The 17,409-nt window shown below is 41.1% G+C and carries 8 protein-coding genes; all 8 read right to left on the reverse strand.

All coding sequences use genetic code 11. The annotated features are described in order from the left end of the window. Positions 1–39 precede the first annotated feature (39 nt). The 8 genes from DUL71_RS10415 to DUL71_RS10450 all read right to left on the reverse strand — a co-directional run bounded on the left by DUL71_RS10415 (position 40) and on the right by DUL71_RS10450 (position 17,082). On the reverse strand, positions 40–2,424 hold the full coding sequence (locus DUL71_RS10415) for an ABC transporter permease (protein WP_114938017.1): 2,385 nt from the start codon (positions 2,422–2,424) through the stop codon (positions 40–42). Positions 2,425–2,520: 96 nt separating this feature from the next. Further along, entirely contained in the window at positions 2,521–4,887 is a 2,367-nt protein-coding gene (locus DUL71_RS10420) for an ABC transporter permease (RefSeq protein WP_114938018.1), read from the reverse strand. Between the two features lie 107 nt (positions 4,888–4,994). Next, complete coding sequence (locus tag DUL71_RS10425) at positions 4,995–7,382, reverse strand: ABC transporter permease (protein WP_114938019.1); 2,388 nt, start codon at positions 7,380–7,382, stop codon at positions 4,995–4,997. 134 nt (positions 7,383–7,516) lie between these two features. After that, positions 7,517–9,883, reverse strand: coding sequence for an ABC transporter permease (locus tag DUL71_RS10430; protein ID WP_114938020.1), 2,367 nt, complete (start codon positions 9,881–9,883; stop codon positions 7,517–7,519). A 115-nt stretch (positions 9,884–9,998) separates the two neighbouring features. After that, positions 9,999–12,392, reverse strand: a complete 2,394-nt coding sequence (locus DUL71_RS10435) for an ABC transporter permease (protein ID WP_114938021.1) — start codon at positions 12,390–12,392, stop codon at positions 9,999–10,001. Between the two features lie 61 nt (positions 12,393–12,453). Beyond that, positions 12,454–14,823, reverse strand: a complete 2,370-nt coding sequence (locus DUL71_RS10440) for an ABC transporter permease (RefSeq protein WP_114938022.1) — start codon at positions 14,821–14,823, stop codon at positions 12,454–12,456. Between the two features lie 194 nt (positions 14,824–15,017). After that, a complete protein-coding gene (locus tag DUL71_RS10445) occupies positions 15,018–15,695 on the reverse strand; it encodes an ABC transporter ATP-binding protein (protein WP_090525339.1) in 678 nt (225 codons plus the stop codon). Positions 15,696–15,825: 130 nt separating this feature from the next. Further along, the gene (locus DUL71_RS10450) at positions 15,826–17,082 is read right to left on the reverse strand and encodes an efflux RND transporter periplasmic adaptor subunit (RefSeq protein ID WP_112570679.1); all 1,257 of its coding nucleotides are present in this window, start codon (positions 17,080–17,082) and stop codon (positions 15,826–15,828) included. Positions 17,083–17,409 lie beyond the last annotated feature (327 nt).

The following is a 17,409-nucleotide window of genomic DNA, read 5'->3' on the forward strand; positions in this document are numbered from 1 at the left end:
TTACTTCTGACTTAGAACTCCGTACTTCAGACTTCCTCATTATTCAGAGCGTAAACTCTCTACCGGATTTGCCAGCGCGGCTTTTATGGATTGAATGCTGATGGTAGCCAGGGCAATTAGTGTTGCGCCACCGCCCGCCAGCAGGAATATCCAAACAGTAATATCTATTTTGTAAGCGAAATCCTGCAGCCATTTACTCATCGAATACCATGCTATCGGCACCGCTATCAGGATTGAAATAATAATAAGCAGCACAAATTCGCTGGCCAGTAAACGGATAATGCCGCCAACACTTGAACCAAGTACTTTGCGGATACCAATTTCGCGCGTTTTAACCTGAGCCGAATAGGTTGCCAATCCAAACAAACCAAGACATGAGATCACAATAGCCAAAGCCGAAAATACGTTGAACAATGAACCGGTATGTTCTTCAACGCGATATAAACGGCTAAAGTTTTCATCAAGAAAGGTATACTCAAGCGGAAAATCATTATTATACTGTTTCCAGGTATTTTGCACTGCAGCGATAGCTTTTTGTGCGTCGCCCCCGGTTGTTTTGATAAACATGCGGAAACACTGATCGGGCCGGTAACATAATACGGCAGGCTCAATCTTTTTGCGCATGGAAGCATAGTTGAAGTCTTTTACCACACCTATGATAGTTCCCCGCGTTCTCTGGATCCTGATGCTCTTGCCGATAGGATCCTTCAAGCCCATTGCCGACGCAGCAGTTTCGTTTATTATAAAGTGAGTGCTATCTGCAACTGCGCCAGTAAATGCCGCCCCTTCTTTTATCTTAAGCTTAAAGAAACCTATATAATCCTGATCAACAAAAATGGGATGAAAAATAAGGTTTGCTTTTGCAGGCTTGCCTTCCCAGTCATTGTCGCCTGTCCACCCATCAAAATCAACAATATTGCTACTGCTTCGGGTAACGGCCATCACTCCGGGCTGTTTTAGTAATTCGGCTTTGGCTGCATCATAGTGCGGTTTAATATCCTGCATACCAAACATCAATACATTTTCTTTATTGTAGCCAAGATCTCTGTTACGGATAAAGCTGAGTTGTTTTCCTATAACCAGCGTACCAATAATAAGCACTATCGAAACGGTAAACTGCAAAACAACCAGCACCCGGCGAAAGGCGGCGTTTCCAATCCCGGTAGTAACCTTACCCTTAAGGGCTTTCAATGGCTCAAACGATGATAACAGTAGTGCAGGATAAACACTTGAAGCCACAAGCGTGCCAACAAGCGTTAATATGATATAAAGCCAAATCTGATAGCTATTTAAAGAAAGCTCCAGCTCTTTACCCGAAAATTGGTTATAAGCAGGCATCAGCGCATACATTAAAGTTATGGCAAATGCCGTAGCAATAACAAACAACAATGTAGTTTCAATTATAAACTGAAAAAAAAGCTGCATTTTACCTGCGCCAATGATTTTACGCATGCTAACCTCTTTGGCGCGCAGCATAGATCTGGCCGTTGAAAGGTTTACATAGTTTATACAAGCTATAACTAAAATCAGGATTGCTACAATAGCGAAAGTACGCACAGTTGACATGCCTCCATCACTGCCGTCAGCCTTGTACAAATGCATTTTCAGGAAAGGCTGCGCCAGGTAAGGAACCGGCGCGTCATCTGGTTTGTTACGCTCGTGGATTGCCCGCAGCTGTTTTTCTAATTTATGCAGATTGGTGCCCGGTTTTAGCAATAAATAAGTTTCAAAACTAAAATTAACCCAGTCGGCATCCATTGAGCTGATACGGCTGGTACCGTTATAACTGGCTCTATTTTTAACGTAGGCCTCATTATTGAAACGGCTTAAGGGCAACAGTATATTATAACCTATACTTGAATTTGTTGGATAATTGGCAACTACACCGGTAACATTCAAAACATCATTACGGCCAAGTGTGATGGTTTTACCAATTGGGTTATTATCTCCAAAATATTTTCTGGCAATCTTTTCAGTTATTACGATCGAATTGTTGTCTGGAAAAGGATGCTTAGCATCGCCTTGCAACAACGGAAAATTAAAAACATTGAAATACGATGGGTCGGTAAAGGCCACACCGGGCTCTTCAAAGATTTTATCCTTGTACCTGAATGATGCGCTACCTATATTCATGATACGCGCGCCATCCTTAACTTCGGGGATCTCGTTTTTGGCAAACGTTGTTACCGGCGCTATAATTTCAGTAAATATCTGCTTGCTCACATCAGTGCCGCCAACTATACCTATACGGTACAGGTTTTCACTTTGCTTATTAAACCTGTCAAAACTCAATTCATCCTGCACCCAAAGCAGCATAAATAAACCTATTACAAGGCCAAATGTCAGGCCTATCACGTTAATGGCGGTGTAAAACTTATTGCTTACAATGTTCCGCCAGGCAGTTTTCAGATAGTTTCTTATCATGGCTATATCATTAAATCACTGGGTCATTAAGTCATTGTTTATTGCCCACTACCATTCAATGACGTAATGACGCGGAGCAATGACCTAATGACGAGATTATTCGTTCTTCAAACTTTTAACCGGATTACTCAGTGCCGCTTTAATAGCTTGCCAGCTTACCGTGAGCAAACAAACGATTATACTAATCCCAATAGTAGCGATAAATACCCAGGCGCTTATATCCGTACGATAGGTATAATGCTCCAGCCATTTGCTCATGTTGTACCAGCTTAGCGCCGAACCAATAACAAAAGATATAACCACGAGTATTAAAAACTCTTTCGACAGGTTGAACCATAAGCTGCTGATGCTGGCACCAAGTACCTTGCGAATGCTGATCTCTTTTTTGCGCTGCTCAGCGGAGAACGAGGCTAAGCCAAATAAACCTAAACAGGATATAATGATAGCCAACACCGTGAATGAACTCGACAGCGTACCTAATAACTTTTCATCATCAAACTTATCGGCAAAACTTTGATCAACAAACCTGTATTCAAAAGGGAATTCTGGATTATATTTTTTGTATATCTTACCTATGGCTTCCAGACTTTTAGATACGGGCGCATTTGGATTTAAACGGATGCCGATCTGATTTGCCCAGTTCTTATCAAAACCTATAATAGCCGGTTTCACCGGTTCATATGGTGATCCCCAAACAAAGTCCTTCACTATCCCTACTACCGTGCAATTACGTCCCTGCCATTTTACAATTTGTCCGAGTGGCTCTTTTAAACGCATCAACTTAACAGCTGATTCGTTCATGATGAGCGATAAAGAATCGGCCATTCGATTAGGAATATAATCCCGCCCCTTAACTAATTCAAGTTTATAGGTCGAGATAAAATGGAATGAAGTAACGATCTGGTCAATTGGAATCTTATCTTCTCCAGGTAATTGTCCGGGCCAGTTGATACCCCAGCTACTGCTATTGGCACTGGCTATAGACCCCGATACCTCCGTGGCATCAACAGCGGCACCGGAAGCGATTATATCATTTCTGAAACTATCGAACGATTTAACCATACCTTCTTCAAGGTCAATTTCAATCAATCCGTTTTGGGAATACCCTACCGGCCGGTTTTTAATATAGGTAATTTGTTTATAGATCAAAATGCTTGAAAGGATCAAACAGGTAGCAAATACAAACTGTACAACAACCAGCACCTGCCTTGAATGCAGTGTTTTTTTCCCGGTTTTATTCATCCCTTTTAAAACCTTAACCGGTTTAAACGAGGATAAAAACAAAGCGGGGTAACTGCCGGCCAGCGCACCGGTTAACAGGGTTACCAAGATGGCAGCCACCCAGGCCCAGGCATTGGTAAATGGAATGATCAGTTGCTTATTAATTACTTCGTTAAAATAACCGATGGTAGCCATCATAATTAAAACAGCTACGATGAACGATAGAAATGCAGTAAGTACCGATTCGCCTAAAAACTGTTGAATAATAGCTATCCTGCGGGCACCTACTACCTTTCGGATCCCAACTTCGCGCGAGCGGCGCTCCGAACGGGCGGTTGAGAGGTTCATGAAATTGATACAGGCAATCAATAATATACCTATCGCTAAAAACAGGAACAAACGTACATACTCAATCGCTCCACCTGTATTCACACCGTTTTTAAACTGCCCGTACAAATGCCCTTTTACAAAAGGATACAAAAACAATTGGTTCTCCTTGTTATTAGGATCGTACCGTTCAACTACCTTATTGATCTTTTTGTTGAGTTTATCTAAATCAACGCCCGGTTTCAGCAGTACATATGTCTGGAACGAGTAATTGCCCCAGCCGGACTGCCTTACCCATTGATTATCGGCTTCATACTTTTTCCACGATTCAAAGGCTTTAAACCGGAAACGTGAGTTTTTAGGCAGATCTTTAAATATCCCTGTTACTTTTAAAGGTGTTTTAGCGTTAACCTTAACGGTTTGCCCCATCGGGTCTGCATCGCCGAAAATTGATTTGGCTGCCGATTCGGACAGGATAATCGACGATGGATCTTTGAAAACATCGTTTTTATTACCTTTTACAAATTGCACCGTGAACATACTCAGGAATGACTCATCGGCCACTAACGTGTTTATTTTAAGCGGTTTGTTATTATAATTAAACAATTGATCGCCCCCCCAGGTCGAACGCGCGACGGATTCTATCTCAGGGAAATCTTTTTGCAGCGCGGCTGCGGCCGGTACCGGGGTCGAACCGTTAGTATATATTTCGCCGTTAGAGGGCTGGTTACGCAAAACAGAATATAACCTGTCCTTATTTTCATGGAACCCATCATACGTAAATTCGTTGTAAACATAAAGCAGCAGCATAAAGCTCACCGCCATACCAACACCTAAACCACCAATGTTTATGGCCGAATACAGCTTGTTTTTAATTAAGCTTCGCCATGCGATTTTTAAATAGTTCTTAAACATATCTTATTTCATTAGTCATTTCGTCATTAAGTCATTGTTTATCGCTTTCATAATCGGCCATTCAAAATGACTTGATGACGCAAAGCAAATTATACAATGGCTCTTTACTATTCACTCCTCAAGCTCTCTACGGGATTAGCTAACGCAGCTTTAATTGCCTGAAAGCTTACTGTGGCAAATGCTATAACCAGCGCTGCTGTACCGGCTAACGCAAAAATCCACCAGGTTATCTCTATACGATAGGCAAAATTCTGAAGCCACTTGTTCATAGCAAACCATGCCAATGGAAATGCAATTAAGGATGAAAGCATAACCAGTTTCAAAAACTCCGCAGACAGCATATTTACAATCTCGGTTACAGAAGCTCCAAATACCTTGCGGATACCGATCTCGCGTGTACGCTGTATAGTGCTATATGATGCTAAACCAAACAGCCCCATACATGAAATAAGTATTGCCAGCACAGCAAAATACATAACCAGGTTACCAAAATTTACCTGCGCGGCATATTGCGCATTGAAAGCTTCGTCAACAAACCTATAATTGAAAGGACGTTCCGTCACAAGCGATTTCCACCGCTTTTGAATAGCGGCAATAGTCGCAGGAATATTTTTTGATCCTATTTTGAGTGTAAGCACCTTGTTAAAATCCGGGTCATTACTGATACTTAAGGGATTTACTGGTTCCTGCAACGATTGAAAATGAAAATCCTTCAAAACCCCTATAATTTTACCGTTCTGTCCCCATTGTTTTATTTTACGACCAACAGCGTCGGCTGGTGCTGTAAACCCAAGACTTTTTGCAGCCGCTTCGTTAATCAGGAAGGCCCTGGAGGTATCGGTACCAAAAGCTTTTGAAAATATTCTGCCTGCGGCCAGTTTCATTTCAAACTGAGGTATAAAGTCACTATCAACGTAATATGCATCAATAAGCATTTGTTGCATGTTGCCTGCTTTATTCTCCATTTCAGTTTCACTGTTACCATTACCAAACCCCGGTAAACTTCTTGACGCTGCCGCCGAGATAACATTCGGTATTTTTTTCAATTCTTGTTTTATCACGGGAAGCCGGCGTTGCACTGCTGTATCGGAAAAAAAGTCGATAGTAAGCATTTGATCTTTCTGAAAACCAAGCGGCTGGCTACGCATGTAATTTAATTGTGTGTAAACTACAATGGTGCCTACTATTAACACAATAGATATTGAAAACTGTACAACCACAAGCGAACGACGCAACAAAGCTCCTTTGCCCGATTTGCTGAACTTGCCTTTTAATGTAGTAGCCGGTTTATATCCTGATAGCACAAAAGCCGGATATAAACCGGCGATAAACCCTATAAAGCAGGATAATATAAAAAGATGAAACACATAAGCATGGGTAAAAATGGTTGTATTCGTAACCTTGCCAGATACCTGGTTGTAAAGCGGCAGCAACGAATTACTCAACAAAATGGCCAATAAAAAAGCGATAAGGCATATGATCACCGATTCACTCAAAAACTGGCCGATCAATTGTTTTCTCGCGGCGCCGATAACCTTACGGATACCAACTTCTTTTGCACGCTCGGTAGCCCGTGCTGTGGTTAAATTAATAAAGTTTATACAGGCTATCAGCAGAATGAACAGGGCTATAGCCGAAAAAATACGGATATTATGCAGGTCGCCCCACTCTGGGCCTCCTCTTACCGTATCCATGTATACATCTTTTAAGGGTATAAGATGGTAGTCATAATTTGTCCCTTCTTTCCTATCGGCCTCGGTGTAATGCCTGTTTGCAAAAGCCGGCAATTGCGTTTCCAAACTTTTAAAATCGTATCCTTTGGGTAGTACAATATAAGTATACCCCCGGATCCTCGCCCAGTTTGCCGGCCCGGAAGGAAATAACTTTAAAGACGTGGCATAAGAAACAGCGATATCAAATTTAAAATGAGAGTTGGTTGGTATATCCTTTATTACCGCTGTTACCGTTACCGGATATTTGCTATCAAGCGTTAATGTTTTTCCAATCGGATCACTATCGCCAAAATATTTTTTTTCCATGGATTGTGTTATCACAACCGTAAAGGGCGCTTCAAATCCCTTTTTTATATCACCTTTTATAACAGGGAATGTAAACACCGAAAACAGTGAAGGATCCGTATACACGGCATTTTCTTCCTGAAACTTTACAGCGCCATTTTGTACTAAAAACCTCGCACCCGATATGCGGGCGCTTTCTTTAACCTGAGGATAGTCTTGCTGCAATGACGGGCCTATCTGTTCAAACGCTGATGAAGTAGTAATTACCGGGATATTGGGACGCTTTACATCAACAGCGACACGATAGATCTGATCAATTTTTTCGTTAAACGTATCGTAGCTCAGCTCAAATTTTATATTTATATAGATAAGAAAACAGGCCGTTAAACCTATTGCCAGCCCTATGATATTGATCATCGAATACCCTTTATGCCGCCAAAGGCTTCTGTACGCAATTTTGAAATAGTTTCTTATCATGATTTATGTCATTAAGTCATTTTACTTTCGTGTCATTAGGTCATTGATCTCTGGATATCATTGTATAATTAAGCGGTTAATGTACTTTGCAATAATGACTTAATGACGCAAAGCAAATGACCTGATGAAATCATCTATTCGTCCCTCAAACTCTTTATCGGGTTTATCATGGCGGCTTTTATGGCCTGGTATGATATGGTAACGGCTGCTATAATAAATGACGACACTATCGCCACCATAAATATCCCGGGCCCTATGTTGATATGATATGCAAAATTTTGCAACCAGCTATGCGTTACATAATAACCAAGCGGTGCCGCTATTGCAAAAGCTATCGCTATCAGGTAAATAAACTCTTTGGTAAACAGGGCCACAATACTTGAAACTGGTGCCCCCAATACTTTACGAATGCCAACCTCCTTGGTGCGTTGTGACGCGGCAAAGGCTATCAAACCATATAGACCCAAACAACCTATAAAAATGGCAATGTATGAGAACAGCTGAAATGCCACATATACTTTTTGCTCCTGCTTATAAAAATTGGCTATGTGTTCATCAACAAACTGAAACTGAAAAATATTATCGGGATACAGTGCCGACCATTTTTTGCCAATGTAACTGATAGTTTCACTCATGTTGGCCGGCTGCATTTTTATACTCGCCATGAAAAACCGGTCCGGGTTATATTCCAATACACATGAGCGACGTTTTTTATGTTTCGACTCGCTTTGAAAATCCTTCACAACGCCAATGATGGTTGCTTTTTGATCGCCATTAATCGTTATGTGCTTATTTATAGCCAGCTGCGGATTTTGGATACCCAGTTTCTGCATCATGGTTTCGTTGATGACAACTTTATGAACGGTATCCTTTTCGTTCTTTTTCAAGATCTTTTGTCCGGCCAACATTTGCAACCCGAACATATCAGTAAATTTTTCATCTATAGCTTTGTACTCGGTAACATCGTCTTTAGGGAATCCCAGCTCTACAGATGAAAAGCTGGTAAAGTTGCTGTTGAAAGCCGGCGCACCTGATGAAAAACTAACTTCTTTTATACCGGGGTAACCGGCCAGTTGCTGATTTAATACATCTCGCTTTTTCATGTCGGGCAGCCCTACAGATACTACGGCCTCCTTATCGAAACCAAGATCCTGGTTTTTAAAAAAGTCCATCTGCCGGGCTACAATCAATGTGCCTATGATCATAATCTGGGATATGGCAAATTGCCCTATCACTAAACCTTTACGTAAGGTAAGCCTCCCGCTGCCACCAGTGTTTTTATTCTTAAAACTATCAACCGGCTGAAATGCCGATTGTACAAACGATGGATATAAACCAGCAAGCAAGATCACAGCTAAAGTGATGACAGCTATCCAGCCTATCACGGTAGGTTGTGCCAGCTGCAAAGCGTCAACATTGATAGACATCCATTCCGCCGCTTTGGCCAGGAACAAAGCACACAACCCGACACCCAGCAACACCGAAAATAAAACCAGCACGGTAGTTTCGCCCAAAAACTGTTTAATAAGCTGCGGGCGACTTGCGCCCAGCACTTTACGCATACCTACCTCTTTAGCACGTTTAATAGCCTGTGCGGTAGCGAGGTTAATAAAATTGATACATGCTGTAATGATGATGAGCAACGCCACACCAATTAGGGCGTAGTAAGTATCCTTTGAAGTTGGCGTAATAATGTTATTAATATAACGCTGATCAAAGTGAATATCCTTCAAAGGCTGAAAAGGTAAAACAGCTGTTTTTGCTACATCAGCTCCCCAGTTCTTTTTGATAAAGGCGGGCATTTTGCTGTTCAATTGTTGGATGGAATAGTTTTTAGGCAAAACGATGTAAGCATAGCTACCTCCGGGAATAGCCCAAAAGTTGCTCATCATCCCTTTTAAGTTATTTTCGATACTGCTTAATGAAATCAGAAACGAAAATGGCACGCTTGTATTTGCCGGCAGATCTTTAATAATGCCTGTTACCTTTGCATCCAATCGATTTTCAAAGTTGATCAGCTTGCCAACTGCATCGCTTTTACCAAAATATTTTTTAGCGATACTTTCGGTAAGTACAACACTATTAGGTTCTTTAAGGGCTGTATTAGGGTCACCGGCAAGCCACTGGTAATCAAACACTTTATCTATCTGATCGTCGCCAAAAGCTACATTATGTTCATTATAACGGTTTTCGCCAATCTTGATCATCGCATCGCCCTGGTAAAAAAACTGTGTAGCCTGTTCCAGTTCAGGAAAATCGATCCGCATGGCCGGTATTATCGCCAGTGACACATTAGAATTAAAGTCAAGCGCGTGAAGGGTTACCCGGTAAGTGCGGTCGGCCTTGCTGTTGTAACTATCATACCCAAGCTCATTCCTCACAATCAGGAAAATCACAAGGCAGGCCGCTACACCCAACGTAAGCCCGAAAATATTCAGGAAGGCGTAACTCAGGTTACGACGGATATTCCTGAAAGCAATAACTACATAACTTTTTAACATGGCGATTCATTTTAAATCATTTGGTCATTAAGTAATTTTACCCTGTGTTTTAATCCAGTATTCGCAATCATTAAAAATGACATAATGACGCAAAACAAATGACCCAATGACTATATTATTCGGAACGTAAACTCTTAACCGGATTATCCAAAGCCGCTTTAATGGACTGAAAGCTGACTGTTATAAAAGCAATCACTATTGCCATTGCACCAGCTCCTACAATAACCCACCACTGTATGTTTATCCTGTAGGCGAAACCTTGCAGCCACTTATCCATAAAATAATAAGCTATAGGTGATGCAATTACAAAGGCAATGAATACCAGTATTAAAAACTCTTTTGATAACAAAGTGGTGATATTGGCAACTGAAGCACCAAGCACTTTACGAATCCCAATCTCCTTTTTGCGCCTCAATACTACAAAGGCAGCAAGACTTAACAAACCAAGGCACGAAATAAGCATAGCCAAGCCGCCAATGATGGCAATCATGCTTCCGGCCTGTCTTTCGGAATGATATACTTCGTTAAAATGATCATCAATAAACTGATACTCAAAAGTATTATCGCCGCTTACAGCAATAAACACTTGCTGTATATCCTTTAATGTTTGGCTAACATTGGTACCCGAAACTTTAACGTATAAATTAGTTTGCCAATAAGGTATATAATCCATACTACCAATAATAAGTGGCTCGATGGTTTTATGTAAACTACTGTAATTGAAATCCTTTACAACGCCAATAATCCTGCCGGGAGGTAACGAAGTTATGTTGATAGGCTTACCAACAGGATTAGGGTAGCCTATTTGCTTTGCCAGGGTTTCGTTGATAATATATTCATTTTGCTGATCCTTACTAAAGGCATGGCCAGCCATTATCTTCATATCAAAAAAACTGATATAATTTATACCAGCATTCTCCATATTTACGGTGATCTTTTTCGCCTCGCCGTTTGGTGCAATAAAGTCGATGCCAAATATTGAACCATTGCCGCCCAACTCCATAAAGCCATTGGTGATATCTTTAACTCCTTTTACTTTAGCAATCTCTGCTTTAAGTACCTGTAGTTTTTTCGCCAGCCGCAAATCCATTGGCAATTTTATAACCTGATTATAAGAATAGCCAAGATCGCGTTGCTGCATATATTTTAGCTGCTTAAGTATCACCATTAAACTAATCATGAATATAACGGCTATTGCAAACTGGCCGGTAACCAGGATATTACGCAATGATGATTTTGAACCACCCAATAACACCTTTGTTTTTAAAGCTTCACCAGTGTTGGCTCTTGAGATAAACCAGGCCGGATAGATACCAGCCAGTAATGTAGTTCCTATTACTATACCTATAAAAACAACAGGCATAGCGCCGTGATAAATACTTTCTGAAGTAAGCTCCCTGTCAAGCAGTTTATTTAACAATGGCAAAAAGATAGTGATAAGCAACAGCGCTGATATCAGTGATAATAATACCGAAAAGAAGGTTTCGATAAGCACCTGGAAAACTACATGAAAACGCCTTGCGCCTACAATTTTTTTGATGGCCACTTCTTTGCCACGGTATCCCGCTATGGCTGTAGTAAGATTAACAAAGTTTACACAAGCAATTAAAAAAACGGCAATGGCTATTACTATAAATATATTCAGGTATTTACCATCAATCTTTTTATAGTTGAGCTGATCGTAGCTAATATTGACAGAGCCGGTATGGATACGGTTTAAAGGTTGTAAGGTGAAATCAATAAATTTGCTTTTGGAATGAATAGTTTTTGTCAGCCTGTTTTCAAGTAAGCCTATATTTTTGTTATTGGATATTTTCAAATACGTTGCCCCCATTAAAACATTATAATTTGTACCCAAAAAGCTACTTAAAAACTCTTTAGGGAAGGGCACCAATGCCTCAATCTGCAAATGGGAGTTTTTAGGCATATCGGCAATTACATTGCTTACTGTAAAATTAGTTACCGATGTATCAGCAGTATGTAATTGAATGGTTTTATTCAATGCAGGGCTATCGCCAAAAAGCTTATGTGCGAGACTGGTGGTAAGCACAATGGTATTTTGATCGCGGGTAAACCTATTTCTCTCACCCTCAATCATAACCGGGTTAAACATGCTGGCAAAGGTGGTGTCGGTACAAACCAGCTTTTCAGCTTTTATCTTTTTACCCTTGTACTCCATAGTCACCGACGGATAAACAAGTGGTACTGCAGGAAAAACGCGTGTATAGCTATCTATTTCGTTATTATTAGCCTTCAGAAACGGCGCAACAGGCGGGCCAACAATTGCAGCTGTTGATGGTGCAGTGCCATCGTAATGCATATATTCATTAAGACGATAAACCTTATCCGCGTTCGGTACAAAGTTATCAAAGCTTCTTTCGTTACCAACAAACAAACCAATGAGTACACAAGTGGCAATACCAATAGCAAGGCCCAAAATGTTTACAAAAGCGTAGGCTTTGTTTTTGAGTAAATTTCGATAAGCCGTTTTTAAATAAATTTTAAGCATTCTGCGTTACTGATTAACTGATATAAGGTTCCTCCTATTGCTGCTACATCTCTATCAACATTTATTCTGATCTTAAACTCTTAACCGGGTTAGCCAATGCCGCCTTCACAGCCTGGAAACTAATGGTTGCAAAAGCTATTATTACTGCACCACCACCCGCAACAGCAATCAGCCACCAATGAATTTCGGCACGGTAAGCATAATCCATCAGCCACTTATTCATGGCGTACCATGCTATTGGCGACGCAATTACAATAGCAAGAAGAACCAACAGCAGGAAATCCCGTGATAACATGGTAGTGATATCACCGACACTGGCGCCCAACACCTTGCGGATGCCGATTTCTTTAACTTTAATTTGCGCGGTATAAGTAGCCAGACCAAATAAGCCGAGGCATGAAATAAATATGGCTATCCCGGCAAACATGTTGAACAGCGTGCTTGTGTGCTGCTCAGACTTATACATTTCGTTATAAGCGTCATCCAAAAAACTATACTCATATGGGAAGTTAGCGTTATACTGTTTCCAATATTTTTCGACCAGTTTAATAGCCGCCGGCGCGTCTTTGCCGGTAGTTTTTACAAACATTTGCCATGAGCTTGGCCTGTAGGAGAATATTGCAGGTTCGATAGTTTGTTTTAACGAAGCGAAATGGAAATCTTTTACAACCCCGATTATCGTTCCGTCGGTGTTATGAAGTTTAAAGCGTTTGCCAATGGGATCTTTAATCCCTGCAAGTTTTACAGCGGTTTCATTAAGGATATAGTGTGCCGAATCTGACTTTACACCGGTAAAGCCCGTGCCTGCCGCAAACTTCAACTTAAACATGCCAATGAAATCCTTGTCCATATCAAAAGGACTGATTAGCAGGCTTACGTCAGATGCCTTACCATCCCAATCCGTATCGCTGGTACTTCCATTTCCAATTATTACGCTGGTATTGCCTGTGCTTACGCCTTTTATTTCTGTATGGCTTAACAACTCGGCTTTAATAGCCTCGTAATGATCTTGCATGGCCCGCATAGGCAGTGAAAACACATGCTCTTTATCGTAACCCAATTGTATGGAGTGGATGTATTGAAGCTGTTTATTGATGATCAATGTACCGATTATCAACCCAACAGAAAACGCAAACTGGCATACTACGAGAACCTTTCTGAAGGTAGCGTTACCTGCACCGGCCACTTTTCCTTTAAGCGCGTTGATAGGCTTGAATGATGAAAGCAACATTGCCGGATATATACTTGATGCAACAAGCGTTGCTATAATAGTTAAAACAATAACCTGCCATACGTTGGCATTAAACAGGTCGAAGTGCATTTGCTTACCCGAGATACTGTTATAAACAGGCATTACAGCGTAAATAAGCAAGAAAGCCAGCACCAGGGCTATCAAGAAGCATAATACAGTTTCGATAATGAACTGCATAAAAAGCTGGCTCCTTTCGGCTCCAATGATTTTGCGTACACTCACTTCTTTTGAACGAAGCATGGAGCGGGCAGTTGAAAGATTGATGTAATTGATGCAGGCAATGAGCAATATCAGCACTGCAACAATCGAAAATATTTTTACTATTTGTATCCCGGCAGATGTACCATCAGGGTTATACAAATGAATGTCTTTTAAAGCTTGTAATTGAAAAACACCATCGGTAGGTTTTATACCGGGCTGATTTTTCATGTGGATTTCGGTAAGTTTATCGGCGATGGCTTTGGTAGAAGCATCGGGCCTTACCTTCAAAAAGGTGGTAGTATAGTAGTTACCCCAATCCTGATCCATTGATTTCCAGAAATCCTTACCTGTGTATTGTTTCTTTTTTACATTCATGGAGAATAAGATATCTCCACCAATACTTGAATTAGCCGGAAAATCTGCCAATACGCCCGAAACTGTATATGGATCCTTACTATCACCGGTGAGTATTTTGCCTATTGGATCTTCATTACCAAAATAACGTTTAGCGGTACTTTCGGTAATAACGATTGACTGATCATTAGGAAAAGGCGTTTTAACATTTCCTTTCAGTAATTTAAAATCGAACATAGTAAAAAAGGCATCATCAACATATGAAGCCTTGCCAAAATCTTCTTTCAGCAGTTTGTCTTTATACCTGAAAACCGAATAATCATAGGAAGTTACAACCCGTACTGCACTTACCACACCCGGCACTTCTTTTAACGCGAAGGCTGCTACCGGCCCAGGTACACCACCCCAAACCTGTTTACTTGCGCCTGTACCAATGGACGCGTTTACCTTGTATATATTATCGCCTTTGGAATGGAAGCGATCATAACTTAGCTCGTCCTGCACCCAAATCAAAATAAGCATACCTACAGCCAGGCCAATAGTAAGGCCAACAATGTTTAAGGCGCTGTAAAACTTAGTGTTAATTAAGTTTCGCCATGCGGTTTTTAGGTAGTTTTTAAACATAGGAGTATCGGTTTAATAGCAAAAACACTCCAAATGCCCTTCTTCGCATTTGCGGAGAAGGGCAGCAGAGGCAATTATTAACTTATTATAAACTGATTTCGGGGGCGGTGGTCCAAGTCCGGAGTCGAAAGTTTTAAGTCGGAAGTTCTTCTTCTCCCATGAACTATAAACTATCAACCATGAACTCAAATAAGCTACACCATGATATTTTCCATAACGGTTTGTCCGTCAAGCAGGCGTATAATACGGTGACTGTAACGGGCGTCATGTTCAGAGTGCGTAACCATGATAATGGTGGTTCCCTGTTCGTTCAAATCGGTAAGCAGTTCCATCACGTCGTTACCGTTACTGCTGTCCAGGTTACCGGTGGGCTCATCCGCAAGGATCAGTTTTGGTTTGTTAACAACCGCACGGGCTATAGCCACACGCTGTTGCTGACCACCTGATAACTGTTGCGGATAGTGGTTACGACGGTGCATGATCTGCATTTTGTCTAACACCTCTTCTACCCTTTTAACACGCTCAGAAGCAGCTACACCAGTGTAAATCAAAGGAAGTTCAACGTTTTCAAATACGGTAAGCTCGTCAATAAGGTTGAAGCTCTGGAACACGAAACCGATGTTATGCTTACGCAGATCTGCGCGTTTACGCTCGTTAAAATGAGCTACCTCAATTTCGTTAAAAACGTAGCTGCCGGCATCCGGATCATCAAGCATGCCCAGGATGTTAAGCAAGGTTGACTTACCACAGCCTGACGGGCCCATGATGGCCACGAACTCGCCTGTTGCTACTTCCATCGATAACTTGTTTAACGCGATGGTCTCTACCTCTTCGGTACGGTAGAATTTCTCAAGATTGGAAATTTTTATCATTGGTGCCTCCGTTATTCATGCCGCCTTTATGGCGGCCTGATCTTATTTTTTGTTTATCTTAATTTATTAATTAGTTCGGTTTATATTATAATGACGCTTGAACAGAGCCCGGCGTTGCAGCCGGGTTAAGTTATTTTTTCAGCACAAGCTCCTGAATATCACCATAAGTTTCATAGCTTGAAGTAATAACCTTATCGCCCGGATTTAAGCCTTCTGTTACCACGAAATAATCAGGGCTCTGGCGTCCAAGCTGGATATTCACCTTGTAGGCTTTTGTACCATCTTCACTTACCTTAAAGATCCAGTTACCACCGGTTTGCTGGAAGAAACCGCCTTTAGGTACAAGCACAGCCTGCATCTGATCGCTCAGCGCCAACCTAACCTGTAGGGTTTGTCCTTTACGGATGCCAGTTGGTACTTTACCTACAAACTGCATATCAACCTGGAAACTACCTGTAGCTTTTACCTGGGTATATACTTTTTTAATAACCAGATTATAGGTTTGTTCGGCAAATTGGAAATCGCCTTTAAGGCCGGCATAAATGCGTGACAGGTAATGCTCGTCAATATCAACCCTAACTTTAAAGCCCGATTGTACGTCTATCTGACCCAGGTGCTCACCTTTATTTTTGCTCTGCCCAACCTCGGCATCCATTGAAGTTAATTGACCATCGGTGGGTGCCACCAATACTAAACCGGCTACTTTTTTGCGCATCAGCTCAAGCGTGGTTTTCATGTGGGCATATTGCTCCTGCGATTGTGAAGCCTGTTGCTTAACCAGCGCTGTATCCTGCGAAAGGATCTGCTTAGCCAGTTTATAACGATTCAATTGATAATCGTAAGTATTTTTTGCTGATTGATATTCCTGTTGCCCAATAGCTTTTTGATCATAAAGATGTTTATCCAGCTTGTAGATCCTTTCGGCTTCTTTAAAGGCGTTCTCTACATCGGCCATAGTATTTAGCTTGCTGATGGTATTTTGCTGGGCGTTATTGTGCGAGATCTGCATCTGAGTTTGCTCGGCATAAACCGCGGTTTCCTGGTTAGCCAAGGTAAGCTCAAGATCGGTGTTAGACATTCTTAGTATCCGGTCGCCTTTTTTAAGGTTGGCTCCGTCTTCAACATATTTTTCTTCAACAACACCACCTTCTGACGCGTCAAGAAAAATGGTGGTCAGCGGCATAACTACACCATTAACCGGTATAAACTCCTGGAAAGGGCCTTTAGTAATAGTACTTATAGTTAAGCGTTCAGTATCAACATCAAGCTTACTTTTACCAGATGTAAGATAAATACTGCCGCCAATTAGTAAAATAATGCCTGTAATACCTGCAATGGTAAGTATCTTCTTGCTGTTCCAGGTCTTTTTCTCAATTTTTCTGTCCACTGTATTTTTATAATATTTTGAAATGTTATAACAAAAAGATATGCCACAAATTAAAATACTGTTTTTCAATCATTTAAACACAAAACATAGTATTTAAGCGTACGCTTCTGTTACATCAGGTGTACGGTATTGATACAGTGTTTTTTCACATAATAATAGCCCGTTATATATAAATACAGATTAGCACTTCATTGTGAAGCATTTATATGATATGCTGCATAAAATGCGGGTATTTAGCATAAAAATTGTAACGGATGGTACCATTAGCGAGTCTTTGATTTATCGTTCATATGAGATGGTTGTTAGCGTATAGTTCATGGTTCATAG

The sequence above is a fragment of the Mucilaginibacter endophyticus genome (assembly GCF_003351025.1).
Taxonomy (GTDB): domain Bacteria; phylum Bacteroidota; class Bacteroidia; order Sphingobacteriales; family Sphingobacteriaceae; genus Mucilaginibacter; species Mucilaginibacter endophyticus.